This window comes from Candidatus Lokiarchaeum ossiferum (assembly GCA_025839675.1).
Classification (GTDB): domain Archaea; phylum Asgardarchaeota; class Lokiarchaeia; order Sigyniarchaeales; family Promethearchaeaceae; genus Lokiarchaeum; species Lokiarchaeum ossiferum.
In genome coordinates, this window is the sequence record CP104013.1 from 4,281,993 (window position 1) to 4,307,164 (window position 25,172).

A 25,172-nucleotide genomic window follows, 5' to 3' on the forward strand; every position below is an offset into this window, starting at 1 on the left:
TTAGATTTCATATAAATAATAAATCGAATATTTAAAAGGAATGAGGTTAACTTTTCGAACAATTAAAAACGAAAGAAAAAAAAGAAGCTCAAGGTTTATACATAAAAAGTGCTAAAGGCACAGAAGCAGCTCGCCATTGAGCCACCTTTCCTTGGTAGTTTAAGTCAATCTTATAACGACCATGATTTCCGATAACTAACATCAAACTTCTTCGTTTTAACATCTTCCAACTTGATAAGATCCATTTATCTGTGCGTTTAATAAGTTTTTGAATTAATTCTTCGGGATTTGCTGCTCCAGTTCTACGTTTTTGTTGGTATATTTCCTCAAAATCTAAATAATGAAGAAAACTTAGATCATGACGATTAATAATTTTTGCTGCTTCAATCCAAGTGGCCATATCATTAGCTTTGGCAATTCCGTAGTTTGCACCATAACGGGCTGTATCTTTTTGCCTTCCTACAAATACTGATGACTTCCCAACACTTTCCAAATATTTTAAAAGATGGAATCCATTATTTTCAAATTCAAACCCCCCGAAAAACATTTGATGAAGTGTTCCCAAAGTATAAGGGTTTGAAGTCGAAAGTAAAACTAACGCATCTGCAGTGGAAATTAAAAATTGGGGTTTGTAATACGTAATTTCAAACAATCCAAAGTTGTCTATCATATTGATTACAATTCTTTCTACCGGTCCTTTTGATCGAAATAAATCTATAACTGGTTGAATCGCGGGAGGAAGATATGAAGGTGCTTCAACATTTAATAATTCTAAGATTGTAGCGGGGAAGGCGGGCAATAATCCTTCCAAAGTGGGCATTTCTTCTTGTTCTTGGCTCATTTTAACGCACGTTTTGTTGTGAAAAACAACCCTTCCACAGTTTCTTTCCTATATATATAGATGACCCACTCCCATTTTATATATTTTCTTTATAGGGAAAAGATCTATTTTCAAGTAACAACTCTTTCTCTTTAACAAAATTAATCATTATTTTGCCAATTTTCTTCAATTTTTGCTTAATTTGGTTTTAAAAAAATTTCTTGTTTTTTCTCCAAATATTTTTTCCTACGATATTGAGTAATATACCTTGAGTTCCAATTAAACCATTCAAACAAAAACAGGAGAAGGAGAAGAGGTAATAAAATTCTTTGAAAATGGGGTCGAGTGAGCAATAAAGTTAGCGCCAATAACATAATCGGAAGTCCGATAACTTTCCAGTGATAGCTTCGTTTTTCAACTTTTTTTTCGGTAATTACAAATTCTTTCTGCATTTCAATTGGGAGTTCTGCAAAATGTTCTGGGCAACATCCATAAGTATCACATTCTTCACAGAGTGGTTTATGGCATACAATGCAAAAAATCAAACGTTTCTTGTTATTTTCTTTAATGGCTTTGTTGCACTTCGTACACTCTAAACAAAACTGATATTGTGAAATCAATGATACCCCTTTTTCTTTTTATTGAAGATGATAAAGTTCTCGTCAAACATTTTTATTTCCTTCTCACTTAAAAAACTATCTTTTAAATCAAAGAGGTATTTATTTAATTTGAAACATCGTGAAAAAAATCCTCTTTATTGATTGTGGTTATTCTGGAGTATCTGGTGATTTACTCATTTCGAGTTTAGCTGGAATAATTGGACGTGATGAAATGCTCCACTTCTTAACAAAAGTGCTATCCAAAATTATGCCCAATTCAAATTATCATTGTGATCTCATATCCAAAATAAGCTCTGGGATTGAAGGGCTTTATTTAGATTTTCATGCTCACTCCAAAGATCAAGAACAGCATGTGGAAGTCTTGAAATCTCATGAAGATATTCATGTTTCCCAACCTCACTCCCATCATCATCAATCAATGAAAAACTCTGAGAAATCTCATAATCCCCATCACCATCACCATTATTCCATCGCGAACATGGAAGTTGATTTAAAAGATGGGTTGTCGGTTCATCCTTTTTCTGCTAAAGCAGTTGAAGTCGCGTTATTCGTCTTGCGACAATTAATTGAAGCCGAGTCTCAAATCCATGGTGTTCCTATTGATAAAGTTCATCTTCATGAAATTGGTTCGAGGGATACAATCTTAGATATTTGTGGTGTAATTTTTGGCCTAGAAAAGGTGGGTGTCTTCAATGAAATCGATCCTGTAGTTATTAACATCTCCCCTGTTGCAGTTGGAGGTGGCCAGGTAAAATGTGCTCATGGAATTATGCCTGTACCCGCACCTGCAACAACAAAATTGCTCGAAATAGGTAAAATTGCTTTCAAAAAAGGTCCTGTTGATTTCGAGTTAGCGACCCCAACCGGTATTGCTCTACTCGCTAGTTTGAACTTGTTAGGATATTTGACTAATGATATTTCAGATTATAACCAGATGATTCTTAAATCTGGAATTGGTGTGGGGACATTGCAATTTCCTGACCGTGCTAACATTCTTCGTTCATTTTTGTATCAAGCTAAATCATCTCCTAAAACCGGTAATTCGCATTTTGATTTATTTTTAACCAATAATTCACTTGGGAACACACATGATGTATATAAAGTAGAAACAAATGTGGATGATGTTCGGGGTGAAATTTTAGGCAACCTCATTACATTATTAGTGAAATCAGGAGCCTTAGATGTATCTATAATTCCAACACTGACTAAAAAAAATCGCCCTGGTCAATTAATCGCGGTCGTTTGTCACGATAAGGATATAGAACGATTGAGTTCCATTTTAATTTCAGAGACTGGTTCCTTGGGAGTTCGCATTTCTTCTTCATCCAGAATTTGTTTGAAACGTGAAATTGTATCTTACGATGTGATGTTGGACAAACGAATGGTTAATTTTAAAGTTAAAATCGCTCGTAATAAGAAGGATCAAATTATTCAACAAAAAATTGAATTTGATGATTTGGAAAAAATATCCAAAATACTGGATAAACCTATTAGAATTATTGAACGACAATTATGGAAACTAATCAACTAAGTTCAAAAAACACTAATCACAATATTTTTTACGCTCTTTGCAAAATTTGAGAAAATTGAAACCATTGTTGAATATTGGCACAAATTCTTACTTCGATCACTAAATGCTTTATTCAAACAAACGTTTGTGGAAATTATTAAATATGGGTGAATTCTTTAATAAGATTAGTAGTGTTTTAAAAAAATGTATTTTACCCTAAATTGAAGTTTGGGGAAAAAATAATTACGGTGTTTAACCCATGCCCATAGTTAGCATGAATATAAGCGATTCAATGAAACGCTTTTTGAAGCGTATGGTTGGAACTCAAGAATATAAGAACAGTTCTAACGTGATGCGGGATGCTTTGGTCCGCCTGATGAGTTCAAAAGAAGATGGAGTTATCGGTCCTGTCAGTTTGGATAAAACCGATTTTTCCAATCTCATTCCTTCAATTACTTCCAGTATTATTATTACCCTCCCAACATATCACTCAAAATTAGATAAGAAATTAAATCGGATTGAAATCAATTATCATAGCAGTATTATACATAAATCTATTTTCACTCATCAAAATATTAAAACGATAACTTATGTTATGGAAGATACGATGGTAAATACTCAGAGTTTCATAACCGAATTAAATGCGATGGAATCTCTTCAAGCATTCCGATATATTATCAACGAGCCTGAAGAATAAATTCTTCCAATTCTTTTTTAGTTTTTTTTACAAATTCTGTATTCGATCGAAATTCATTAATTGCTTTTACAATTTCTTCCAGCTTATTTTTGATGATACTGTAACCTGTTAGATTGCCCAAATTTGTGGTTGGATCTTGTAATTCATTCAACATGTCGCAAAATTTAATGTAATAAGAATATATTCGAGTATCTGCAGCAATTATTATGTTCAGATTGGTTAAGGAGCGATAATCTAATGAATAAATGCTTTGTTTTTTCGAAGATTTTTTTGGAAATTTCTTAATCACTCCAGTTTTCTCCAGTTCTTTCAAGCTTTTTGATATTGCACTCAGAGAATTCTGAGTTAATTGTACAAGTCTTTGTTGGGTTAAATTCCTTCTAAAATAAAAATATCCAATGATCTTATTATTCAACGTTTTTTTTTCACTAAGGCAGGATTCTCGGTATTCGTACATTTTCTGTTCAATATTAGCAATTTTGGGGGAAAATTCTATTAATGAGTTGTTATTGAGCAAGTTCAAAGTATATTCAGGAAAGAAATCATTTCTTTTTCTTCCATCAATGCTTCTTCGTTGACATTCCACAAAATTTAAGTATCCATTGATTCTTCTAATTAGAAATTCCGCTTGAATTGGATGTTCTTCTTTGAGATTCATTAAGTGCTTTTTGTATTGGATTAATATTTGTTCATAGTTCTCCCACTCTTCTAAAAGACTTGAAAATGGTTTATAAATAAAAAGAACATGATTTTTTTTCAAGAAATATTCGTATTTATGAGTTCCAGGGATAAAATTTTTTACAATACTTCCGACATTAACTAGAAAGTTAAGTGAAGTTGATATTGTTGAAAATGAGAACTTAGTTAAATCTCTTAGCTCTTGTTGTGTCAATTTTCCATGTATTTGAATGAAGGAAAAAATTATTGTAGCTTTATCACCTGCATCATCTGAAATTGTTTGGAAAAATTCAACCAACACACCTTCCATCTCTTTGATTTTTCCTTCGAATAAATGTGATGCATTTTTTTTTTTGAATAACACAAGGTTTTGTTTAGTCATTTCTTGCATTTTTCTCTACATAATTTAACTCATTTATAAAATATAATATTATTTATATTTCGAAAATTGCAAAAACCTTTAATATTAAAATTAACTTCATCAAGATAATTATCATAAATTCGAATATATGAATATATCTGAATTTTTGAATAAATAGGTGTTAATGTGCAGCTTGAAGAAATAATGGCATTTTTATCAAAATCTGATATTATTTATTTTGCCAGCGTAGAAAATTGTCAACCCCGCGTGCGTGTAATGGGGTTGATTTATTCAAATGAAAAATTTTGGGTAACATCCAAAACTTCCCGTACAAAGATAAATCAATTGAAAGAAAATTCCTCTTTTGAATTTTGCACTGTCATCAAGCAAGGAAATAGTCTTGGGACTATTCGTGCAAGAGGTACTGCTAATATTATTGACGATAATGATATTAAATCCGCTGTGTCTAAATCAATTTCTTGGTTCGATACATATTGGAAATCGTCCCAAGACCCTGATTATACATTAATAGAGTTGGATATCCATGAACTTTTTGTTCAAAGTCCGTTTGACAAAGAATTTTATCATTATTCCTTAAAAGAAGTTGAAAAATGTGAAGACGATTGGCCTGAAAAGTTATATAATAGTCTAGAAACAGTTGTGGGTGCAGATCGTCGATCAGAAATAATAAAAGTGAAACCTGGTTTTGGAGATAAATATACGTTGGGTGAAATTGAAGATTGGACAATTTCTGCAGTCAATTCTATGGAACAAAAACTTTCAAGACAAGAAACACACGAATGTATTTCTCAATGTGCTCATATAATGCCAGATTCACGAATTAAAATCTATCGGGATGTTTATGAAAAACATCATGATGTCGATGAGGTATTGGATTACATGCAAACATCTTTTCTACAACGTTTGGAAGATCGTTTTGAAATGAAAATGGAATGGAGAAATGCTGTCATGGATGGAAAGTGGGGTGAAGCAGGCTATCGCAAAAATTCTTCAATTATCGCCACCAAAATGCCTGCAAATTTTATTGCATATTTTGAAGCAGAAGGCAAAATTGAGAAAGGGAAATGCTACTGTCATTGCGGGAGGATACGAAATCTGATTGGATCTTCGGAAAAAAATCTTTCTCCTTCCTATTGCTACTGTGGAGGTGGATTTTATAAGTCAAATTGGGAACGTATTTTATCCCAGCCTGTGGAGATAAAATTACTCAAATCAATTCTTCAAGGTGATGATGTCTGCCAATTCGAAATTAAATTACCCGAAAATATTGTTAAAAAATAAAAATCAATTGAAAAGTGTTTTTTCTACTTCTTTTTCATCAAACACAGAAAGAATGCATCTGTATCATGAAGGTTTGGATATAATCGCCGGGATTTGATTAAATCATATCCGAATTCCATATCTCCAATGTGTTCATGACCTGGCATTCCTATATCTTCAAAGGGTTCGATAATATCGATATCTTTTCTTTGACTGATCGTTTCAGATACTACTTGTTCATTTTCTTGATAATGGAATGAACAAGTGGAATACATTAAATATCCTCCAGAAGGTAGTAAATCTAAACCGGTTTTCAATAATCTTTTCTGAATTTGAGATAATCGTTTAATATCTTTGTCATTTTTAACTTTCTTTAAATTTGGATCTCCTCGAATAATACCACTTCCGCTACAGGGAGCATCCAATAATATTTTATTAGGGACAAATGATGCTAAATTATTGGAATTTAGTTGTGTGGAATCAAAGGGAAAAATAATACAATTTTTAATTCCACATCGTTTGACATTCGATGTTAAAGCGCGTAACCTTGATGGTTTTGCATCTACTGCTACTAATGTTCCTTTTTGCTCCATAATTTGTGCAATTTGGGTGGTTTTACTCCCTGGTGCAGCACACATATCAAGTATATTATCTCCTGGTTGAGGAAACAAGAAATGTACTGGAATCATTGAAGCTAAAGATTGAATATAATATTTTCCTTTCAAATATTCATGAGTCGCCCCTAATCGATATTGGGCATCGGAGCTATCTACATGGAATGCATAATCTACCCATTTTGTTGGTCGTAGATGAAATCCCTTTGCTTCTAAAAGAGTTTTAACTTCTTGAGGGTTGGATTTTAAAGTATTTACTCGGATAGTATCGACATCTGGTTTATTGAAAGCACGGATCACACCCATATAATCATCTGGGAAGTTGATCATAATTTGCTCCATCATAAACGGGGAGTACGCATAATCTTCAGCAAGTTGTCGTATTTTATCTGATTCTGATAATTGTGTCATATTTTTTCCCTCTATGAACCTTTGCGTAAGTATGTCCCTAAATCCGTTAATGTCATCAAACTTAGTGTGAAATTCTGTGATCGACTATAATCATCAACCGATTTATATTCACCCTCAACTGGACGTTTCACACCCGCTTGTTTGACCCGCAATAGAGCAAGTCCTATATAATCATCCCGCTCATCAAACACAAAAATGAGTTTCTTCTTAACAATTGAACTTATTTCAGAGATCACGCAATCCAATTCGATGGGTCTTCCATAACTAAACGCCTTAGCTCCATCCTCATCAATTTGAATGATTTGTAAATCCTTAAAAATCTCAGGATAGGATTGTTTTGTTAAGTGATAAATAAATTCCCCTCCCTCATAGGAAAGGAAAAAGGCTCGTTCAAATCCAGTTCGTGTTCTTTTTCTTCGCATATATCCAAAATGAATTCCACAATGTACTAATGGGAATTTTCGCGAGAATTTTTTGACTATTCGGCTCATAGTTGTTGGAACTAAATATATGTCTCGTGAAATATCTTCAAATTGATAAAGAACATAATTACCTGAATTTGCTATGGAATCAAATAAATTGGGAGAGACCGATTCAAAATATTCTTTAATTAGAGTTACATTCGTAGCATTTAAAGGTACAAATTTCGTCTCACGGGATTGGGATGTTTTTTTCTTGTGGTGGGTTTTTTTCTGCACTTTTTTTGAAGTCCTTTTATAACCCATTTTAGGAAGACCTTTAGCTTTTCGCCGTGTCGAGCTATCGTGTGAATAATCTTCAGTTTTTTTCCCGGAGTCCATGGTTTCGATTCAAGAAGAATAGGTTTCCACTACCAATTAACTTTTTGATCATTTAACGTAAACTTCCCACAATCAATCTTATGTAAAATTACAGTAAAATTATTTTAGATTTATTTGATTTGATTGAATAATTTTTTGATGTGCTGGATTAATTATATATATTTTGTCTAAATGTTGTTTTCGTAATTTTCCAGTGAATCTAATCGTAATTCTTCAGTTTCAAATGATATTCCGTCCTCCAATTAACTATATTTTTATAGTCGCATTTTTCAAATGTTATTTAGAATACAAATTTGGGATGTCTCATGGCTGATAAAACAAACAAATTTAAAGGTGACGGGACCGATGAATTGAGAAGATTGATTGTTAATTATTATCGAAATCATGTTTATGGAGCTTTTGCTGATAATTTTTTGGAATGGAATCCAAAAAATAAATTAGTAATTATTGATCTTATCAAGCAAGAATTTCAAGAATGTGACTTGCAAACCATTGAATCCATCATGGATGAATATTACAAGGAATTCTGACATTATTCGTTTTTTTTATCATTTATGTTCTAAATGATTCAAAGTTTTTTTTCGCACTGATATGGTTTATATTATTTTTTGTATTAAAAATTCATGAACACAAATGATTTCCAACCAAGATCTTGAAAAAATCGGCCTTCACATCCCCAAAATCCTTTTGCCTAAATCAGGACTTTCTTTAGAAAAATGGGCTGTTGTTGCCTGTGATCAATATACCGCTGAGCCGGAATATTGGCAAGAAGTTGAACAAATTGTGGGAACTGATCCTAGTACATTACGCTTAATTTATCCTGAAGTCTACTTAAAGGAATCTAAAGCTGATAAGGAATCTCGAATCAAAAAAATAAACCACACCATGAATGAGTATCTAAAAGCAAAAGTATGGGTAGAGCATGAGGGGTTAGTTTATCTGGAACGAACAACTCATGGAAAAACTCGTCAAGGTTTAATGGTTGCTCTTGATTTGGAAAACTATGATTATTCCAAGGGATCTCAAACCCTAATTCGAGCCACTGAAGGTACTATTGTTGATCGTTTGCCCCCTCGGATCAAAATTCGAGAGAATGCTCCCGTGGAATTACCTCATATTATGGTTCTAATCGACGATCCTCAAAAACAAGTGATTGAATCTCTTGCAACAAGTCAGAAAACTTTAGTTTATGATTTTGATCTTATGATGAAAGGTGGCCACCTTAAGGGATACACCCTTTCCAAAGATTTAGAAGATCAAATCGTAAAAGAATTAACCGGTTTAACAGATCTTGCCCAATACCGAGAAAAATATAAGTTATCTTCATCTATTTCTGACATCCTATTATATGCAATGGGTGATGGAAATCATTCTCTTGCCACAGCGAAAGCCATTTGGGAGCAAACCAAGAAAGAAAAGGGTATGGATCATCCTTCTCGTTATGCTCTCGTTGAATTAGTTAATCTTCATTCTGATGCTTTGGAATTTGAACCTATTCATCGAATCTTGTTTGGCGTATCCTTTGATATTATTGAGGCAATGAAGAAATTTTACAATAATCAACTCAAAATTGTTGAAGTACAAAAAGCTGAAATGATCAAAATTGTGAAATCGAGTACTTCTCAAGTATTCGGTTTGTTATTTGATAACCGTTATTTTACCGTGGAATTTACACATCCTCCTACAAATCTAACTGTAGGTTCCTTACAACAATGGTTGGATTCGATCGTAAAAGCCAATGAAGTAGAAGAAATTGATTATGTCCACGGCACGGATGCTACTGTGCAGATAGGAATGCAAACTGGGAATGTTGGCTTTTTCCTTCCAGTTTTAAAGAAGGAAGAACTCTTCCCCACAGTAATCTTGGATGGTGCTCTCCCCCGAAAAACGTTTAGTATGGGAGAAGCCGAAGAGAAACGGTTCTATTTTGAAGCTCGAAAAATTCAATAAGATATTTCAAGAAATCATTTTTTTCATTATTTCCTTCTCATCCTTATTCTGGGTATAGTCTAGAAATTTGTTTCAATTTTTGAAAAAAAGTGCTATGTATCTCTGACAAAGTTTAAATATTTGTTATTTCTATATAGTCATGTTGTTAAATCTACATAACCTAAAATGAGGAAAATTGCATGGCACAAATTCTCACACATGATCCTAAAATCATTCAGCCCGAGTTAAATCGCGAAGAAATCCAAATTGAAATCAAACCATCTTTTCCGGCACTAATTACTGGACGATGGGACCATAAATATGAAAAATTTTACATCTGGTCTGTATTTCTTTCTCTAGTGGTTATTTCAGTTTTTGCTCAATTGGTTTTTCCTACCAAGTTTTCATGGATTACTAAAACAATTTCCGATCAAGGTAGTTTCGTTGCAAATCCCTCCGGTCATTTATTGTGGCGTATTGGTGTTATAATAAATGGGATCGCTCATATACCTCACATATTGTATATCAAAAATCACATAGGATTTATCCATCCCAAGCTTGCTAACCTTTTTGGTGTGGTTGGGATCTCTTCTGCTGTTGGATTTAGTTTAGTTGGGCTTATTTCTATGGATTATGGTCCAATTCATTATGTTTTTGCGTTAATCGCCTTTGTGGGATATTATTTCGCCGGAAATTTTACTTTTTTGATCATTAACAGAAAGTCAAATCCTGCTTATGTGAAATTCAAGAAATCTGGATTATTAAAATTGTTTTATTTATTCTTCAATGTATCTGGTCTGGGGTGTTTATTTTCGTTTCTTTTTTATGAAACTCCCACTAACCAACGAATTTATCCTCCTGTGGAATGGGCATTTTTAATTGCAATCTGTATTTGGTTATTAATTTGGCCGCGAATGATTAAAACAATAAATTCTGCTAAAAAATAGGTGACTCACTAGATTCTGTTTGTCTATATTGAATTGCATCATTTTAAAAAACCATTTTTTTATCAAGTATCAAATTCCATTTTTTAATCCCTTGAAATGTCACTTCATATTTTTATTCAAGTTTTCCTCTATAATGATCCGGTATTGATACAACTTTTCTTTTCCCTCACCATAGAAATTAATAAATTCACCGAACTTTGTGGCTCCAATTCTTTCATAAAGTTTTTGAGCTTTTTTGTTAGTGGAGAGCGTATCTCCAATAAAGGAACGATAACCTTCTTTTTTCCCCTTTTCGATTGCCAGTTGAAGCAACTCCGTACCAACCTTGCCATTTCGATAATCTTCATCTACCCAGAGAAAGTCTCCGTATAAATTATATGAGTGGCGCGAAAGCACAATAAAACCCACTTTTTTTTCCTTTATGGATGCAACATACACTTGATAATACGGATCCTTAAAATAAATGGAGTAACATTCAAAATGCTTGAAATCTCGGCAAATGTGTTTTATTTCACTGATTGATTCTTCAGAAAAACAGTATATTGCTATTTTTACCATATTATGTTTTTAGAAATTACCCTATAAAAGTGCAGTTGTTGTTATTTGGAACATGGAACAAATCGTCCTTAATGAATATAAATGTAGAAAAAAAAACTGAAAATACTTCACTATGCTTAATTAAACCAAACATAGGAAGAATAATCAGAGATTAATGGGTATTGCATGTATGTATCGCTTGATGCTCCATTAAAGACAATCTGTCTTGCATAATTGAATGAATCGACTGCATTGTATCCATCATCAACATGATTAAAGAATGCATTAGAAAAGACTCCTTCATTTGGAAGATTACCCACAGCATATGCATTGTGGTCTTCGTCTGAGGTAGACATAGCTAAATATGGGGATGCTTGGAAATCTATTGGAAATCCTCCAGAATGGCATGATTCAATTAGATAAGCTTTACGTACTGTATCGATTCCATCCATCATTGTTCGGAAATCACTGGAATATACAAAACTTCCACTAGGACGGAAAGCGGTGTAGGAATCTACTCCATTATTATTTCCATGGCCAAATAAATACATGAAAACTGTGTCTTCAGCTCCGACATATGCATCGACTGTAGCAAAATCTGAAGCAAAATTGTAGGTATCTCTGAAATTGAAGATTTTTGTATAGCCTTCACCTTGTAAGACATTCCAGTACTCATCAATAATCCATTGGGCTCCGGCATCACTAGCCCAGAAGAAAACTGCAATCTTCTCGGCATCTGGACTTGGACCTTGTTCTTCTTCTATGGTGACAGTTAACTCATAATTTCCCGTTCCACTATATGAACGAACCATAATATACCAAGTACCTTCAGCAGGATTGTTAAATGTAACTTCTTCTCCACCTGATGTATAACCTCGCCAATCGTATGATGAGGTCGTAGGTTCTGCTCCGAAACGGCCATAGACATCAAAATCTGCGGAACCACATGTTAATATTGTTTCCATGCTTATTGCTTCATCTGATACTTGCATAGTATACATGAAAGTATCATATTGAGCTGCAAGGTATCCAGTTACTGGAACTCCGCTGAATAATTCGTTTGAAGGTGTTCCTCCATTATTAACTACAACTGTGACTGAATCTTCAACATAATTGCCTGCAACATCGTAAGCACGAACTGTAATTGTATGAGAGCCATCAGTTGATTGGGTTGTATCCCAGGTCCATGAATATGGGGAGCTGGTATCATCTGTCCATGATCCGCTATCCAGCTTACATTGAACTTTATCCATTCCGGATTCAGAATCACTAGCAGTAGCGCTGATGGTTATTGTATTTTGAACACTTACACCATTTAAAGGAGCTGTAATTGCTACAGATGGGGCAGTGGTATCAGATGTGCCATCATCTGCATAATATGTTAGTTCTCCAGTATAGGCCGTAGTAGATGCCCAGTATGAATACATTTTCACTCCAATATAGTATGTTCCAGCCGTTTGAATATTGTAAGAACAGGTTTCTGGATTATTTGTTGTATAACCTCGAGCGAGGTAATTGCTGGTTGATGCACTGGTGCAAATATAGCAATCTATATCATAGGAATTTCCCCAAGAAATACTGAGTTGCATTAATCCTGGTTCTGCTTCGACGGTGAACCAATCTGTTTCACCTCGACCTACAGAATCATCCCAAGTCACAGTAGATTGACTTGAAAATGCAAATATTGATGACGAATTTCCTTCCAAAGTGTTTGTTGCTTGTACGGAGGCCATTGTAAAGAAAATTACACTGGTCACTAAGGCAATAAACACTATTGACTGTATTTTTTTTTTCATTTAAATCACACAAATTTTGTAATACCCAATTACATAATTGTGCATAAATCGAATCAAACTCCGATTTTTAGTGTACACAATTATGTACTGATAGATTATTCATAGACTTTATTAATATAATGAAAAATCTATCATTATGTGATCTCAAGAACGAATTCCTATTCAATGTGAATTTAAATGCAACAATTATTCCAATTTATATATCAGAAATTTTATTTGCAATCTTATATAAAATTACATAGTTACAATACTATCAAAGCCCCTTAGTGTAGTGGCCAAGCATCGAGGGCCCTGACCCCTTTGACGTCGGTTCGAATCCGGCAGGGGCTACCATTTTTTTCGAAACATTATTTCATAAAATAAGATTCTGAAAAAATTCTATTTATTCCACTGGTAGTATTTCTGGTTTTTTTTGCTTCACCACAAACATTAGGATCCCGCCCAACATTCCAATAGAACACGAAATCCCCCAAATTAAAATGTACGATTTGTAGGAGATAATCCACGTGGGTTTTTCTAAAGGAACCAAAATATGCAATGCATTTGTTTTAACAAAATCAACTCCGAGACACCATAACTGCGAAAATCGACTCGGAGAATCTACGGTCCATACCATAACCGTTACATGTTGTTCTTCATACTCGCGAAAGACTTGATTTGATAGTGCGTGATGGGTGTTAATCATATCTCTTCCATCTCCGACTTTGGTCATATTGGTAGCCAATAGATTGTTGGAATTTATCATTATCTTATCATTCAAGTTTGAATCGGCAAGTTCTTGTAAAAGAATATCCCAATATTGATCATGGAAAGGATGATCTTCAGCAGGACCTTCGGCATCTATATCAACATATAGATCCAACTCGCGCGTGAGATTTAAAACTTCTGCCAAAGTGGGTATCTTTTCTCCCCGAAATGCTTCTGCTTCCGTTTGAGATACATAGCCTTCATGAATGGTTTTATAAGGATCCTTCTCTACAAACCAAGAACCTGCATCAAGTTGTTGTAATTCAGACATGTTAAACATCGTGACATCATCATGCACTCGTTCTGGAAAAATTTCAGCAATATTTGTTGTCCGTTCAGCAGTATCGTCGTGACAAAGGAATAAAATCCCATCATAGCTGATTGATACATCAACTTCCCAGCCGAATGCTCCCCAATCTGAAGCAACTTGCCCTGCAACTAAAGTATTTTCTGGGGCAAGATGGGATGCTCCCCTATGTGCCATAATTTTAGGCTTTTCTGGGAGTGAACCGCGTAATACATTTACAGGGGGTGCAAGGATGGGAAGTAAAAGGCCCGAGATATTAGTGATAACAAGAAAAATGAGTATTCCTCCTGATTTTAAACGATTCAATGTCGGTGGAGAATAGTTCAATTTCCTAATTCGCTTCAAAGTAGGGGGAAATAAAATACTTAAGATGACAATTATAATACAAAATAAAATCGGGCTGATATTTTCCAATTCTGGTCTGATCACTCGCAATTCCTCGCCTCCTTCTTTAATAAGAACATAGAGCATGAAATTCCATCCCAAAAAAAAAGTCAGAGGTATAATTTTATTTGCCAAGTGAAGGGAAAAGATAGAAACGTCTTCTATTTTTCGAATTTTCTTTGTGTTTGCAACGCTTAAAAAACTACCATAACAGATGAGAATGCCGGATACAACCATAATTATGACCAACCAATTCCAATGTAGACTCATCGCATTCCCTAAAAATTGATTAATATCTATCCAAATTGGTTCCACAAGGAAAGCTATCAGTGTAAATACAAGCATATTCGCTAAAAACACCCAGTAGAAACCAATCCATTGTTTACTATAGTGAGTTTTACGAAAAGGATTCTTCCATGTTAGTTTGCTCATCATTTTTCCTTCGTGAATAAACTATTTATTTTTTATCTTATTGTATAGAATACAGGAGAACCACTCATGTTTGAAATGGAGATTAAATTAAAAATTACCAATATCGAAGAATTGCGTTCCAAGCTTTCCTCTTTAGATCATTCCCATCCTGTTGATTTGCATCATACTGATCGATATTATAATCTTCCCCCAACTATCGGTGATTTTGCGAAGACTGATGAAGCGCTTCGTTTACGGTCTTCTATTGAGAAACATCCCGTATCTCATGAAATTATCAAAGAATGCCATGATCTGACATATAAAGGGCCAAAATTAGATAAAACTGTTAAATCTCGCATCGAACATGTATGTCATGTCGTTGAGGCTCACCAAATGGATGAGATTTTATTGGCTTTAGGATATCAAAAAGTTATTTCTGTTAAGAAACAGCGTGAAGTTCATGAAATCATTTTTGATGGTCATCCGATTGAATGTTTAATCGATCAAATTGAGCATTTGGATGGATTGTATTTTGAAGCTGAGATGATGGTGGGTTCCGAAGAAGAAATGAGCGCAACAAAACAAATTCTTTTGAATTTTGTTAACTATCTTGGGTATACAGAACAAGATACAATCGTAGAATCATATTTGGAATTAGTTCTTTCAAAATTGACTTAATAGAGAAGAAAAATTATGTCTCGTATAGATGAGTGCCAACAAGATTTGATTCAATTCATTGAAGAAGAAAAAGCTTCGATGTTCCCCAAATTTTTCAAAGCCTTTCCCGGAGGGTATGGGGAAGGGGATAAATTCTTAGGGATTCGGGTTCCAAATATCCGCAAAGTGGCCAAAAAATATAAAGATTTTACCTTTAACGAATTATCTGTTTTGATTCAAGATGAATATCATGAGGTCCGGATGTGCGCTTTATTTATTTTAGTGCTTCAGTTTGAAAAGGCTAAGGAAGAGTCTCAGAGAAAAAGAATTTGTGATTTTTACCTAAAAAATATCAACGCTGTGAATAACTGGGATCTCGTAGATTCAACCGCCCATAAAATCTTAGGGGCTTATTTGGAAGATAAGAAACGTGATTTGCTATATGAATATGCTACCAGCAATCAATTGTGGCTCCAGAGAATTGCAATAATTGCAACCTTTTGCTACATTCGTCATGAAGATTATGATGACGCCCTCAAAATATCAAAAATTCTACTCCAACATAAGCACGATTTAATTCATAAGGCTGTTGGATGGATGCTCCGGGAAGTTGGGAATCGAAATCTACCCCGAGAAGAAGAATTTCTCAAAGTATATTATAAGACAATGCCGCGGACAATGCTTCGCTATGCTATTGAAAAATTCGATGAGCCCTTAAGGAAAAAATATCTCCATGGTGAAATTTAAGATGCCTCAATTTGCCGCTGAAATGATAGGTTGATTTTTTCAAAATATTCATCTAATTCGGAAAGTTGATCATAAAGGTAAATTTCTGTGGCAATACCTTGAATTGTGTTTGATATATCAGATCCTTGTTTTGCGATTACATAGATTGGAATTTTTCGTGCATAGCAATAACCGGCCTCAATTCCTAAACCTACTCCTTTTTCAGAAAATTCTAATACCAAAGCATCGCATAAGTCGATTTGTTTAAAACTTAGATCCATCAACTTTTGGGGTGTAAAATGAATTTTTCCCCATTGTTCTAAGTCTTTCACTGCTATAATTGAGTCAATTCCCGCGTTTTCTAATTTATTTGCTAATTCTGTTATGAATTCTCTATTCGTGTTATCCGGATGATATTTGATAGCCAGATATATCTTCATGCTCCTAGAAATGCATGTGAAAAAATAGGTTTTTCGTTTTTGATCAATGATTTAATTCTTCAATAAGTTCACTTTGGAATTGGCGGATGCGATAGGTTCGTTCCTTAGCCAATTGTTTGCTATATGGCAAATACATTTTCTCTATTAATTTGAATAATTTATCGTCACAGTGATCTATAACGGCTCTGATTCCCTGTAACCTTTGTCCTTGATAGGCGCACACTCGATATATCCCCACGGCACCGAGAGCATCTAATTTATCTGCATCGGAAATAATTTTTGCTTCCAAGGTCTGAGCGGTACCACCAATTGAAAATGAGTGGCTTAAAATGCCCTGAACGATCTCTTCTACAACAGATTCTGCAATATTGAGTTTCATTAATAAATTGCGGCTCATTTTTGCTGAAATTGTTGCATGATGTTCGTTTTCAACCTTTTCAAACTTTCTTCCAATATCATGCAACCAACCGATACATTGAATTTTGTGCCAAGATCCCCCTTCTTGATCATGAATTTTTTTCGCGAGATGAATAACTCGTTCAACATGCCCTAATCCATGTAGGTCATCTGTTGATACATAGTTTATTCTTGCAAATGCGATGATCTCCTCAATCTTCGATTCCAATAAATTACGATCCTCTCTTTTTTTGGAACAATCCACAATAATGCTTATCTAAAATTCTTATAAAATTAAATGAATCTTACATTAATATCTTTAAAAAAAAATCCTAACTCCTATAGGTTCTTTCAGCTTATTACTTATGTTCATGTTTGGAAATAATGAAAAAGTAACTGATGCGTTATGGGAATTATCTGAAGGGAAATCGCCCATTTTTACAAAAGGATCGGTTAAGCAAATCACAGGATATTCAAATGAAGAGATTCAAAAGAAAACTTGGTTTTCTCTTCTTCATCCGGATGATGTTGAGTTGGTAAAATTACATTTCAAACAAGCACTTGAATTGGGACAATCTTTCAACCTTCGCTATCGGCTCTGTCATAAATCAGGGAATTGGCTGTGGTTAAATGATAGAACTTATGATTTGAAAGAGACAAATGGAACATATGTTATTGAAGGGATTGTATCCGATATTACTGAACTTATCAAACATCAGATTAATTTAGAAGAAAGTGAAGCTAAATATCGCTCTTTACAGAACAATATTCCGGACGTTTTGTATAAGGAAGATGGACGCAGTCAAATGAGTTATATCAGTGAAAATATAGTGAATATTTTAGGATATACTCCCAGTGAAATAACGAATGAAATGTGGGCAAAAATAGTGCATCCTGACGATCTTCCAAAGTTACAAAAAGTTTCTGAGCAAATTTTTGCAGAAGGTATGCCTTTTGATTTAGAATATCGCATTTACCATAAAGATGGTACATTGAAATGGATACACGAACGTGCGTTGGCCATTGCTGAACATAAAAAGAAAATTAGCTCATATGGAATTATCTCTGATATCACTAAACGAAAAGAAATGGAGAAAAGACTCAAAATTAGTGAAGATCGGTGGACCTTTGCATTAGAATGCAATCAAGATGGTGTTTGGGATTGGAATTTAGTTACAAATAGTGTTTTTTTTTCAGAAAACTGGAAGAAAATGCTTGGTTATGCACCTGACGAAATTAGCCATGATTTGATGGAATGGGATAAATTAGTTCATCCTGAAGATAAAGTTCAAGCATATAGTGATATTAATGAACATATTCAAGGAAAAACTGAGTGGTATGTTAACGAACATCGTCTCCTATGCAAAGATGGTTCTTATAAGTGGATTCTCGATCGGGGGAAGGTTATGGAATGGGATGATCATGGGACTCCCACCCGCTTCATTGGGACTCATACTGATATTACTGAACGCAAGATTGCGGAACGTGAAAAAGAAAAGTTGATAAATGACCTTCAAACCGCCTTATCTCATGTGAAGCAACTTGGAGGACTCCTCCCGATTTGTGCTGAATGCAAAAAAGTTCGGGATGATGCAGGTTATTATCATCAAATCGAAGATTTCCTACGATCGAATTCCGATATTGAGTTTTCCCACGGATTATGCCCTGATTGTGCTCGCCGATTGTACCCTGATTTTATCGATGAAGATAAAACCGCATAAAAATTAAAAGCCAATTACATCCATTTTTTGATAAATTGAATCCAAGAGAGGTAGTAGTTGGAGTGTTTTTTTAATCGCTGAACATATCTTGAGAAAAATGATCAATTCTTCATGCGTTAATCCTCGTTGAAGAGTATTCCACTTTTGAGTTGAATTAAATTGACGTGATTTTAAAAATTGTGAGAGTTGCGGGATATTTCCAATTTGAAATTCCCACATTGCTTGGCTGATTCCTTTAATCCAAGGTGTACTCAAATCACTTGAACCAGTTGATGGGTTTTTCTTTAGGTCATTAAAGAAAATGCATTCTTTTCTTTTATCAAATCTGAAATTTTGAATTATCCATTGATCTGGGGCAATATCTGCGGTTTCCAATGATGGATCAATTGAGATATTCAGGGTGTGAGCTTGAGCCAGTTTAAACCCGAGTTCACTTAATCTTCGGTAATATTCTTGATTCGATGGAAGTGGAATTCCGGGGAAGGATTTGCGTAGATAGGCATCATATCGAGTTCTATAAGTTGGTGAAAATAAGACTCCATAGATATAATAGAAAAACTCTTCTTGAGATGTTGTAAAATCCAATATTGGCAGTAAAACATTTGATTGCCCATCATAGTTCAAGAGAAATGCATACGCGGTATCAGTAACAGACATAAAACATTTCTCTATCAAACGAGTTGAAATGAATGCGGTGCAAAACTGAGGTTTTCGGGATGATTTTGATACCGTAATTGCAGGGTTACCTTGATTAATTTGATCAATATAGCCCATACGGTGACCTTCCACAATGCTTCTATCATAAGCAATATATCTGTGATCAAATCCCCTATATTGAACAGTTTGAATGGTGTTTTTTGCATCTTCTAAATTGGTTTGGGAGAATATTTTTTCTTTCTTCCAAGACTTGGAATCGTGGACTTTAACTTTCAATTGCTCCAATGTTTCAAAATCTTTGTTAAAGAATTTTGTTAAGTTAGATCTAACGGTTGTTTCATCTGTATCCATCACCAAATGATCTCTTCCTGCCATAATACCGCTTGTGGGAGTTCTTTTAAAAAATTTATTAATTGGAGTAAAAGTTTCATAACGATCGAGGTGTTCCATGTCCAGTTTCACAAAATAATTCTTCTTAGTTTCAGGTAATAATTCAAACAACCCTTCCTCAAATCCTTGTGCTAAAATGGCAAATTTTTCTTCCCGGGTATTTTGGGGTACATCCATGTAATGTATTGCTGCATTTTTATTCGGACGATTGTCGATCCGAACCATGAAGGCGATGCACACTCCAACTCTGATATCAAATGGATTTCCACTCTCTTTTTTACGCATATCTCCATGCAAATCTACAATATATATATGATCAAAGGTTTGTCGTAATGAGTTCCGCATTACGGAAAACATTTGTCCTTCCAGGTAACGACTATTTGTGATCATTGCAACTACGCCTGTTCCAACTTGTTCCACTTTCCATTGAGCAAACCGGATGAATTTCACATAGTCATCAGCAAGAATTTTTTGATTTTTTTCCTGTAATCCCTGTTTATAATCCTGAATTTTTTCAGTGATCCACTTGCAGTTATTTTGAGAACTTAAATTATATGGAGGGTTACCAATTATCACAATGGTATCCCCAGAAGTGGTCATTTTCGATTTAAATTTATGATTACTCGCAGAATCTAAAGTATTTTGCAAAAAATATTTGATATTGAGTTCTTCACCTTGGAAAGGAACATCGAGTCTATCAAGAGTATGCAACAATCGGATATGACCCAATACGTAAGGTGCCGGTAATACTTCAAAGGAATAAAAGTAGGGAAAAAAATAGTCTTTTAACCAAAGTTGGAAATTATCTTTATATTTCTTGGATTGTTGTCCAAATTGATGCTGAAATTTTAGTCCTGTATATTTCAACAATCCACCAGCGAAAGCCATAGTTCCGGCTGCTGGATCCAAAAATATCAAATTTTCCTTCTTATTTTTCCGTGTTGAACCGATCACTCCATTTGGTATATTTAACTTAGTCTGACATAAGTGATGGATGGCATCATACATGAAAATTACAATCGGTTCTGGTGTATATATCATTCCATTTTGTTTGGCGGTTAATGGATCATAATACAGTAAAAATTCACTGTAAAAAGTCGTAATTAGGGATTCTGAATTATTTAATAAAGTATGAAAGGTTGTTGTTTGAAAAACATTGATCAGTTCATCTATTAAAGATCGAAATATATTAGATAGTGAATTCCTCGAATTACCATACATTTTGTGTAAAATTTTGCCATAAGGGTGATTTGAAGCCAAATTTTTGATAGTAAACTTAGTGGAATCTTTGTGTGAAGAGCAAAATTTTATCCAAGAACAAAAAGTACCATAAATAATTGATTGAGTATATAATTCGGCAAATAATTCATCCTTTTGAAATAGTTCAGAGTCAATCCCTAAATTAGAAGGAGTAAAGTTGTGTTCTTTTATTTCAAGTTTGTCAATAGTTCTCATGAATTCCAGGGCGTATTCTTTAATATCCTTAGCAATATTTGCTAAAAGTGGTATCATTTTCTTTATATTTGCCAGAGTTGTCTGATAGTCTCTATTTTTCTGAGAAGATGCTTGAATTGGTTTTGAAGAGATCATAATATTAACCTATTAACCACTTGACAACATATGTTAATCTAATAATATATACTATTCGTATTGATAATATAAATGTTAGGAGATTGCTCTTTTCTTCAATTTGACATAAAATATCTGCAAAAAATTTTCAAAGGGAGATTTCTCCATATTTCTCCTCGACTTCGATTTTAGCTAAGAATTTTCCATACTTCCAAATTAAGACCGATCTATATAAAAACGTAAAAAATTTGTTTTTGTCAATCCTTTTCAAGGCTTACTGAAGATATTTGATAATTTTGTAAAGTCCTAGTTAATATTTCTTTGAAATCTGGTAAGTTTGCGCTCCAGATCGAGAGTAAAACTGTGGGATATTGGTGAAATTTCAGAACTGTAAATCCTCCATGCATTTTTCCTAAAAATTTGGTTTTTATCTCTAGTTTCCGATAAGGAATGTGGTTAGTATTATCAATATCTAATATTTTAGACGAGAACTTTATTTCCTCAAAACCAAAAGGAAGTTGATCTTGGACATTTTCTAAAGCATCCTGAAATTGAGCTTCTTGTTTTTGGATTACTCTTGGAATGGCTTCTTCTAAATGTTCTTTATATCTGTATTTAAAGATTACAATCCCTGCGGAATCGGCCCGAAAATTTCGCCTGGTATCAAACTCCACACTCATAACTGTTTCCATTCCACTTGCATTATGCACCTCTGGAATTTCTTTGATGATCCATTTCTTCTTTTTGATTTTGCTAACAATTTCTTTTAACAAAGGAGGCATGATATCAAACTTAGTGTTTGGTTGAGCCACAATTGTATCAAGATCAAGGATTAATCCCTCAGAAGTTTGCTTCAATCTCTGCAATTTCATTTCCTTTTCTTGAATAATAAGATTTAGGATGTTTTGAGGGTTAAGGGGGAAAAAACGTTTCTTTTTCTTTTTCATCTCTTCAAACAAAAAACCCTTCTCTTTCAAGTTTTTTATAATTTTATATAAATTGGGTCGTTTTTTCTTTGAAAAATAAGGGGATTGGTAAATTTCTGCCACTGTGGCTGATTTTTCTTGGAGTAAAAAGCAATACATTAGGGCTTCTTCTTTAGATAAACCAAAGGATATCAAATTATTGATAACTTCGTTTATAATCACAGTGTATACTTGTAGGTATACAGTAGATATATGTTTTTATTTTCATATTTTGATCATAGCACATTCGATGTGATTACTATGAGTAGAAAACTACCACCACGTATTCCCGAAGGGGGAGCCATTGAAAATACTGAAGATTATGATATGAATTTATACAGTGATTTTATTAAAAAGCACCGTCTGAGTGATTATAAAAAATTGGTTTCACGAATGTTGATTCAACATGTGATTCCCCAAAATGGAAAGTTATTGGAAATTGGGCCGGGTCCTGGATGGATTGGAATATTAGTTGCACAACAACGACCTGATGTCCAAATAATTGGGTTGGAAGCTTCAAAAGATATGATTGAGGTTGCGACCCAAAATACTTTTGAAGAACATGTAGATACTCAAATCCGCTATGTTTATGGATTTGTAGAGTCCATGGATGATTTTACGGATGACTCATTTGATATAGTTTTTTCCAATGACTCTTTGCACCATTGGGAAAACCCATTCAAAGGTTTTAAAGAAATACAGCGGGTTCTTAAACCATCTGGGGAATTATTCATTCACGATGAACGAAGGAATCTAAATTTTGGAGAAAAGTTTATTGTGAATGTGTTTGGACGTTTGTTGGCTGGAAAAATGGCGAAATATTGGAAATCTTCCATAGATGCAAGTTATACTCCGATGGAATTAATCGAAATATTAAAAAAGATTCCATTGTGCAATTGGAGCGTTCATTCCGAAATGTTAGGTTTAACGATTCAAACATAATTTTTTTTAAGAATTTGGTCTTCCTAGAACAACATCATTCTAAGGTCTTCTTTGCTTTTTTTTTCTTGATTTTCCTCATTTCAATGCGTATTTTAGTAAATTGGAGTGATTCTTGAATTTACATAGGTTTAATAGGTCAGATCATGTTTAAATACATACAAATTGGATTTATCAATTTGAAAAAAAAGTAATAAGAAGATATTCAAAATGTATTACAGTTTCCGATGTGAAAGTTGTGGCTTCAATTGTAATTGGGAAGAAGTGGCTAGTACACGCTCTAGTCTGATAAAGTACGCAATGGAACATTATCAATGGGATCACGAAATGGAGGAAATTTCACCTGAATTACGAAGAAAAATTGAAAATGTAATTGAGGAAATTACGTATGAGGAAGAAGAAACAGATTTTGAAATAAACTGGTAGAAAATCTTTCTCTTTTTTTTATAATCTCATTCTATTTTATAACCCAAGGAAAAAAGGATGATTTCATTTATTTATTGAATAACACTTTTTTCAGAAGAGAAAAAAAACGGACTTTTATACTCCATTTAAAGCGATAGGATTATTTTATTGTGAGCCCTTAACATTTCTTCCAATATCAATTGCATGGCATCAGGAATATCTGGATTTACATCTGGGATACTGCGCTTAGCATTAATACTTGCGAGCAATATTTCACTTAAGCCTCGAACAATCATATCTGGTGAATACCATGGTCGTTTGGATGCCCACCATTGCTGACATGAATGAATTCCCCTGTCGAGAAAACTACGGGCATTATTATATAGTCCTTTCTGGTCATCATTCATACTGTCATAGTATTTTTGAGCTAGATGGACTGTTGTTAAGGCATACATAATAAAATGGTGTTGTTCTTGGTGAAGTGGATTATTTGGATCAAACCATAGAGGGAATGGGACGCCTCGATCTAAATCATAGGGCATAGTGCTCCAACTGGATGCTTTTGGGGATTGCTTCTGCCCTTTCGGAAAGCGATCCACTATTTCCGAAACAGTGCACATTTTAATATCATCTCTATGAGGTAATGCTTCGAAAAGAGGGATTAAAAAGTCTTTAATCGCATGTTTTACATGATGCCCGAAGGTTTCACCGTCCATAGCCAAAATGACATAATAATCTTGATCTTGGTTCTTATATTTCAATCGATTAGCAAAGGCTTCAATATTGTTTAATTTATCAAAAGCACAATCAATAGATGTATAATCATCTCGAAAAACTAAACCTAATCCTGTTTTATTGTGTTGTGATATGCTAGTTGTTGGAAATTCTGACAAAGAATTCGCAATTCCTGAACTAATAACCCAATCAAATCCCATTTTCTTGATTGCAGGAAATATTTCTTCGCTGATTGCCATTTCGGGCGGGAAAAATCCTCTTGGTTTGTAAATATTACCAAAATATTGACGGTTGGTGTCATTATTCAACTTGATTTGTCGTAAAATCTCCGGTTCTGGTATTAAGGGGAGTAAAGGGTGAAATTTTCCAGAGCCTGTGAAATCTATCTGACCACGTGAAGCTAATGTGGAAATTCCTTCTATTACATCTCGATAACCATAATCATCTAACTGCTCCGTGAGTGTAGCATTAATATTTAGTGAAATCTTTGCGTTTGGGTGATCTCGGAGGGCATCCAAAATAGGGCGATAAGATTCCTTAACAATTTGTTTGATAACGGGAGCAATTTGGACGGGAGGTTGATAAATATGAAATAAAAATGCAAAATAAACTACCATGATGATTATTTCTCAGAACTTCCCTTAAAATCTACTTACTTTAAAATTGCTATGAAAAAGATCAATTACTCCAATTATAAATCCCGATTTTTTGATGAAATTAAG

24 protein-coding genes and 1 tRNA gene are annotated in these 25,172 nt (G+C 34.1%); 12 read left to right on the forward strand and 13 right to left on the reverse strand.

Translation table 11 applies throughout. The annotated features are described in order from the left end of the window. Window positions 1-88: 88 nt before the first annotated feature. Together NEF87_RS18300 and NEF87_RS18305 are read right to left on the reverse strand one after the other, a co-directional pair. Window positions 89-841, reverse strand: a complete 753-nt coding sequence (locus tag NEF87_RS18300) for an alkaline phosphatase family protein (protein ID WP_371802892.1) — start codon at window positions 839-841, stop codon at window positions 89-91. Window positions 842-1,017: 176 nt separating this feature from the next. Next, complete coding sequence (locus NEF87_RS18305) at window positions 1,018-1,440, reverse strand: hypothetical protein (protein WP_371802893.1); 423 nt, start codon at window positions 1,438-1,440, stop codon at window positions 1,018-1,020. 118 nt (window positions 1,441-1,558) lie between these two features. Here NEF87_RS18305 and larC point away from each other — a divergent pair, with 118 nt between their 5' ends. Together larC and NEF87_RS18315 are read left to right on the forward strand one after the other, a co-directional pair. Continuing rightward, entirely contained in the window at window positions 1,559-2,971 is a 1,413-nt protein-coding gene (larC, locus tag NEF87_RS18310) for a nickel pincer cofactor biosynthesis protein LarC (RefSeq protein ID WP_457916960.1), read from the forward strand. 238 nt (window positions 2,972-3,209) lie between these two features. Beyond that, window positions 3,210-3,647, forward strand: a complete 438-nt coding sequence (locus NEF87_RS18315) for a ribbon-helix-helix domain-containing protein (protein ID WP_371802895.1) — start codon at window positions 3,210-3,212, stop codon at window positions 3,645-3,647. Here NEF87_RS18315 and NEF87_RS18320 read toward each other — a convergent pair. Further along, window positions 3,628-4,707, reverse strand: a complete 1,080-nt coding sequence (locus tag NEF87_RS18320; protein ID WP_457916961.1) for a hypothetical protein — start codon at window positions 4,705-4,707, stop codon at window positions 3,628-3,630. The two genes, NEF87_RS18315 and NEF87_RS18320, sit on opposite strands and share 20 nt — an antisense overlap. Window positions 4,708-4,872: 165 nt before the next feature. On the opposite strand from NEF87_RS18320, the gene NEF87_RS18325 reads away from it, so the two are divergent. Further along, window positions 4,873-5,988 (forward strand): pyridoxamine 5'-phosphate oxidase family protein, encoded by a 1,116-nt coding sequence (locus tag NEF87_RS18325; protein WP_457916962.1) that lies wholly within the window; start codon window positions 4,873-4,875, stop codon window positions 5,986-5,988. 23 nt (window positions 5,989-6,011) lie between these two features. Here the strand turns inward: NEF87_RS18325 and NEF87_RS18330 are convergent, their stop codons facing one another. Together NEF87_RS18330 and NEF87_RS18335 are read right to left on the reverse strand one after the other, a co-directional pair. Further along, window positions 6,012-6,992, reverse strand: coding sequence for an RsmB/NOP family class I SAM-dependent RNA methyltransferase (locus tag NEF87_RS18330; protein ID WP_371802898.1), 981 nt, complete (start codon window positions 6,990-6,992; stop codon window positions 6,012-6,014). An 11-nt stretch (window positions 6,993-7,003) separates the two neighbouring features. Further along, complete coding sequence (locus tag NEF87_RS18335) at window positions 7,004-7,792, reverse strand: hypothetical protein (protein ID WP_371802899.1); 789 nt, start codon at window positions 7,790-7,792, stop codon at window positions 7,004-7,006. Between the two features lie 305 nt (window positions 7,793-8,097). On the opposite strand from NEF87_RS18335, the gene NEF87_RS18340 reads away from it, so the two are divergent. The 3 genes from NEF87_RS18340 to NEF87_RS18350 all read left to right on the forward strand — a co-directional run bounded on the left by NEF87_RS18340 (window position 8,098) and on the right by NEF87_RS18350 (window position 10,668). After that, window positions 8,098-8,322, forward strand: a complete 225-nt coding sequence (locus NEF87_RS18340; protein ID WP_371802900.1) for a hypothetical protein — start codon at window positions 8,098-8,100, stop codon at window positions 8,320-8,322. 103 nt (window positions 8,323-8,425) lie between these two features. Then, window positions 8,426-9,742, forward strand: a complete 1,317-nt coding sequence (locus NEF87_RS18345) for a DUF1015 domain-containing protein (RefSeq protein WP_371802902.1) — start codon at window positions 8,426-8,428, stop codon at window positions 9,740-9,742. 179 nt (window positions 9,743-9,921) lie between these two features. Continuing rightward, window positions 9,922-10,668, forward strand: a complete 747-nt coding sequence (locus NEF87_RS18350) for a hypothetical protein (RefSeq protein WP_457916963.1) — start codon at window positions 9,922-9,924, stop codon at window positions 10,666-10,668. Window positions 10,669-10,767: 99 nt separating this feature from the next. On the opposite strand, the gene NEF87_RS18355 is transcribed toward NEF87_RS18350, so the two are convergent. Both NEF87_RS18355 and NEF87_RS18360 read right to left on the reverse strand, forming a co-directional pair. Further along, complete coding sequence (locus tag NEF87_RS18355) at window positions 10,768-11,226, reverse strand: GNAT family N-acetyltransferase (RefSeq protein ID WP_457916964.1); 459 nt, start codon at window positions 11,224-11,226, stop codon at window positions 10,768-10,770. Between the two features lie 116 nt (window positions 11,227-11,342). Then, complete coding sequence (locus tag NEF87_RS18360; RefSeq protein ID WP_457916965.1) at window positions 11,343-13,001, reverse strand: Ig-like domain-containing protein; 1,659 nt, start codon at window positions 12,999-13,001, stop codon at window positions 11,343-11,345. A 257-nt stretch (window positions 13,002-13,258) separates the two neighbouring features. Here NEF87_RS18360 and NEF87_RS18365 point away from each other — a divergent pair. Next, a tRNA-Gln gene (locus tag NEF87_RS18365) sits at window positions 13,259-13,334 on the forward strand. 49 nt (window positions 13,335-13,383) lie between these two features. On the opposite strand, the gene NEF87_RS18370 is transcribed toward NEF87_RS18365, so the two are convergent. Next, window positions 13,384-14,871: a glycerophosphodiester phosphodiesterase family protein gene (locus tag NEF87_RS18370; protein ID WP_457916966.1), complete on the reverse strand. Its 1,488-nt coding sequence runs from the start codon at window positions 14,869-14,871 to the stop codon at window positions 13,384-13,386. 66 nt (window positions 14,872-14,937) lie between these two features. On the opposite strand from NEF87_RS18370, the gene cyaB reads away from it, so the two are divergent. Then, window positions 14,938-15,528 (forward strand): class IV adenylate cyclase, encoded by a 591-nt coding sequence (gene cyaB / locus NEF87_RS18375; RefSeq protein ID WP_371802909.1) that lies wholly within the window; start codon window positions 14,938-14,940, stop codon window positions 15,526-15,528. A gap of 15 nt (window positions 15,529-15,543) precedes the next feature. Continuing rightward, window positions 15,544-16,254 (forward strand): DNA alkylation repair protein, encoded by a 711-nt coding sequence (locus NEF87_RS18380; RefSeq protein ID WP_457916967.1) that lies wholly within the window; start codon window positions 15,544-15,546, stop codon window positions 16,252-16,254. Here NEF87_RS18380 and NEF87_RS18385 read toward each other — a convergent pair. After that, the gene (locus NEF87_RS18385; protein ID WP_457916968.1) at window positions 16,251-16,673 is read right to left on the reverse strand and encodes a nucleoside 2-deoxyribosyltransferase; all 423 of its coding nucleotides are present in this window, start codon (window positions 16,671-16,673) and stop codon (window positions 16,251-16,253) included. The two genes, NEF87_RS18380 and NEF87_RS18385, sit on opposite strands and share 4 nt — an antisense overlap. A 43-nt stretch (window positions 16,674-16,716) precedes the next feature. Beyond that, complete coding sequence (locus NEF87_RS18390) at window positions 16,717-17,298, reverse strand: HD domain-containing protein (RefSeq protein WP_457916969.1); 582 nt, start codon at window positions 17,296-17,298, stop codon at window positions 16,717-16,719. Window positions 17,299-17,440: 142 nt separating this feature from the next. Here NEF87_RS18390 and NEF87_RS18395 point away from each other — a divergent pair, with 142 nt between their 5' ends. Then, a complete protein-coding gene (locus NEF87_RS18395; protein WP_457916970.1) occupies window positions 17,441-18,790 on the forward strand; it encodes a PAS domain-containing protein in 1,350 nt (449 codons plus the stop codon). Window positions 18,791-18,793: 3 nt separating this feature from the next. Here NEF87_RS18395 and NEF87_RS18400 read toward each other — a convergent pair whose 3' ends face one another. Both NEF87_RS18400 and NEF87_RS18405 read right to left on the reverse strand, forming a co-directional pair. Next, window positions 18,794-21,427, reverse strand: a complete 2,634-nt coding sequence (locus NEF87_RS18400) for a type ISP restriction/modification enzyme (protein WP_457916971.1) — start codon at window positions 21,425-21,427, stop codon at window positions 18,794-18,796. 236 nt (window positions 21,428-21,663) lie between these two features. After that, the gene (locus NEF87_RS18405; protein ID WP_457916972.1) at window positions 21,664-22,554 is read right to left on the reverse strand and encodes a helix-turn-helix domain-containing protein; all 891 of its coding nucleotides are present in this window, start codon (window positions 22,552-22,554) and stop codon (window positions 21,664-21,666) included. Window positions 22,555-22,632: 78 nt separating this feature from the next. On the opposite strand from NEF87_RS18405, the gene NEF87_RS18410 reads away from it, so the two are divergent. Both NEF87_RS18410 and NEF87_RS18415 read left to right on the forward strand, forming a co-directional pair. Further along, window positions 22,633-23,313 carry a class I SAM-dependent methyltransferase gene (locus NEF87_RS18410; protein WP_457916973.1) on the forward strand — a complete coding sequence of 227 codons (681 nt, stop codon included), beginning with the start codon at window positions 22,633-22,635 and terminating at the stop codon, window positions 23,311-23,313. A gap of 207 nt (window positions 23,314-23,520) precedes the next feature. After that, entirely contained in the window at window positions 23,521-23,736 is a 216-nt protein-coding gene (locus NEF87_RS18415) for a DUF1059 domain-containing protein (protein WP_371802917.1), read from the forward strand. 125 nt (window positions 23,737-23,861) lie between these two features. Here NEF87_RS18415 and NEF87_RS18420 read toward each other — a convergent pair whose 3' ends face one another. Then, window positions 23,862-25,067, reverse strand: a complete 1,206-nt coding sequence (locus NEF87_RS18420) for a hypothetical protein (RefSeq protein WP_371802918.1) — start codon at window positions 25,065-25,067, stop codon at window positions 23,862-23,864. Between the last annotated feature and the right edge of the window lie 105 nt (window positions 25,068-25,172).

What these genes read in the sequence shown, in the direction of transcription:
- NEF87_RS18340 (WP_371802900.1), top strand. Translation starts at nt 8,098, where the DNA reads ATGGCTGATAAAACAAACAAATTTAAAGGTGACGGGACCGATGAATTG.
- NEF87_RS18380 (WP_457916967.1), top strand. Translation starts at nt 15,544, where the DNA reads ATGTCTCGTATAGATGAGTGCCAACAAGATTTGATTCAATTCATTGAA.
- NEF87_RS18345 (WP_371802902.1), top strand. Translation starts at nt 8,426, where the DNA reads ATGATTTCCAACCAAGATCTTGAAAAAATCGGCCTTCACATCCCCAAA.
- NEF87_RS18420 (WP_371802918.1), bottom strand. Translation starts at nt 25,067, where the DNA reads ATGGTAGTTTATTTTGCATTTTTATTTCATATTTATCAACCTCCCGTC.
- NEF87_RS18330 (WP_371802898.1), bottom strand. Translation starts at nt 6,992, where the DNA reads ATGACACAATTATCAGAATCAGATAAAATACGACAACTTGCTGAAGAT.
- NEF87_RS18395 (WP_457916970.1), top strand. Translation starts at nt 17,441, where the DNA reads ATGTTTGGAAATAATGAAAAAGTAACTGATGCGTTATGGGAATTATCT.
- NEF87_RS18355 (WP_457916964.1), bottom strand. Translation starts at nt 11,226, where the DNA reads ATGGTAAAAATAGCAATATACTGTTTTTCTGAAGAATCAATCAGTGAA.
- NEF87_RS18300 (WP_371802892.1), bottom strand. Translation starts at nt 841, where the DNA reads ATGAGCCAAGAACAAGAAGAAATGCCCACTTTGGAAGGATTATTGCCC.
- NEF87_RS18410 (WP_457916973.1), top strand. Translation starts at nt 22,633, where the DNA reads ATGAGTAGAAAACTACCACCACGTATTCCCGAAGGGGGAGCCATTGAA.
- NEF87_RS18400 (WP_457916971.1), bottom strand. Translation starts at nt 21,427, where the DNA reads ATGATCTCTTCAAAACCAATTCAAGCATCTTCTCAGAAAAATAGAGAC.
- NEF87_RS18360 (WP_457916965.1), bottom strand. Translation starts at nt 13,001, where the DNA reads ATGAAAAAAAAAATACAGTCAATAGTGTTTATTGCCTTAGTGACCAGT.
- NEF87_RS18335 (WP_371802899.1), bottom strand. Translation starts at nt 7,792, where the DNA reads ATGGACTCCGGGAAAAAAACTGAAGATTATTCACACGATAGCTCGACA.
- NEF87_RS18320 (WP_457916961.1), bottom strand. Translation starts at nt 4,707, where the DNA reads ATGACTAAACAAAACCTTGTGTTATTCAAAAAAAAAAATGCATCACAT.
- NEF87_RS18350 (WP_457916963.1), top strand. Translation starts at nt 9,922, where the DNA reads ATGGCACAAATTCTCACACATGATCCTAAAATCATTCAGCCCGAGTTA.
- NEF87_RS18385 (WP_457916968.1), bottom strand. Translation starts at nt 16,673, where the DNA reads ATGAAGATATATCTGGCTATCAAATATCATCCGGATAACACGAATAGA.
- NEF87_RS18370 (WP_457916966.1), bottom strand. Translation starts at nt 14,871, where the DNA reads ATGAGCAAACTAACATGGAAGAATCCTTTTCGTAAAACTCACTATAGT.
- NEF87_RS18315 (WP_371802895.1), top strand. Translation starts at nt 3,210, where the DNA reads ATGCCCATAGTTAGCATGAATATAAGCGATTCAATGAAACGCTTTTTG.
- cyaB (WP_371802909.1), top strand. Translation starts at nt 14,938, where the DNA reads ATGTTTGAAATGGAGATTAAATTAAAAATTACCAATATCGAAGAATTG.
- NEF87_RS18415 (WP_371802917.1), top strand. Translation starts at nt 23,521, where the DNA reads ATGTATTACAGTTTCCGATGTGAAAGTTGTGGCTTCAATTGTAATTGG.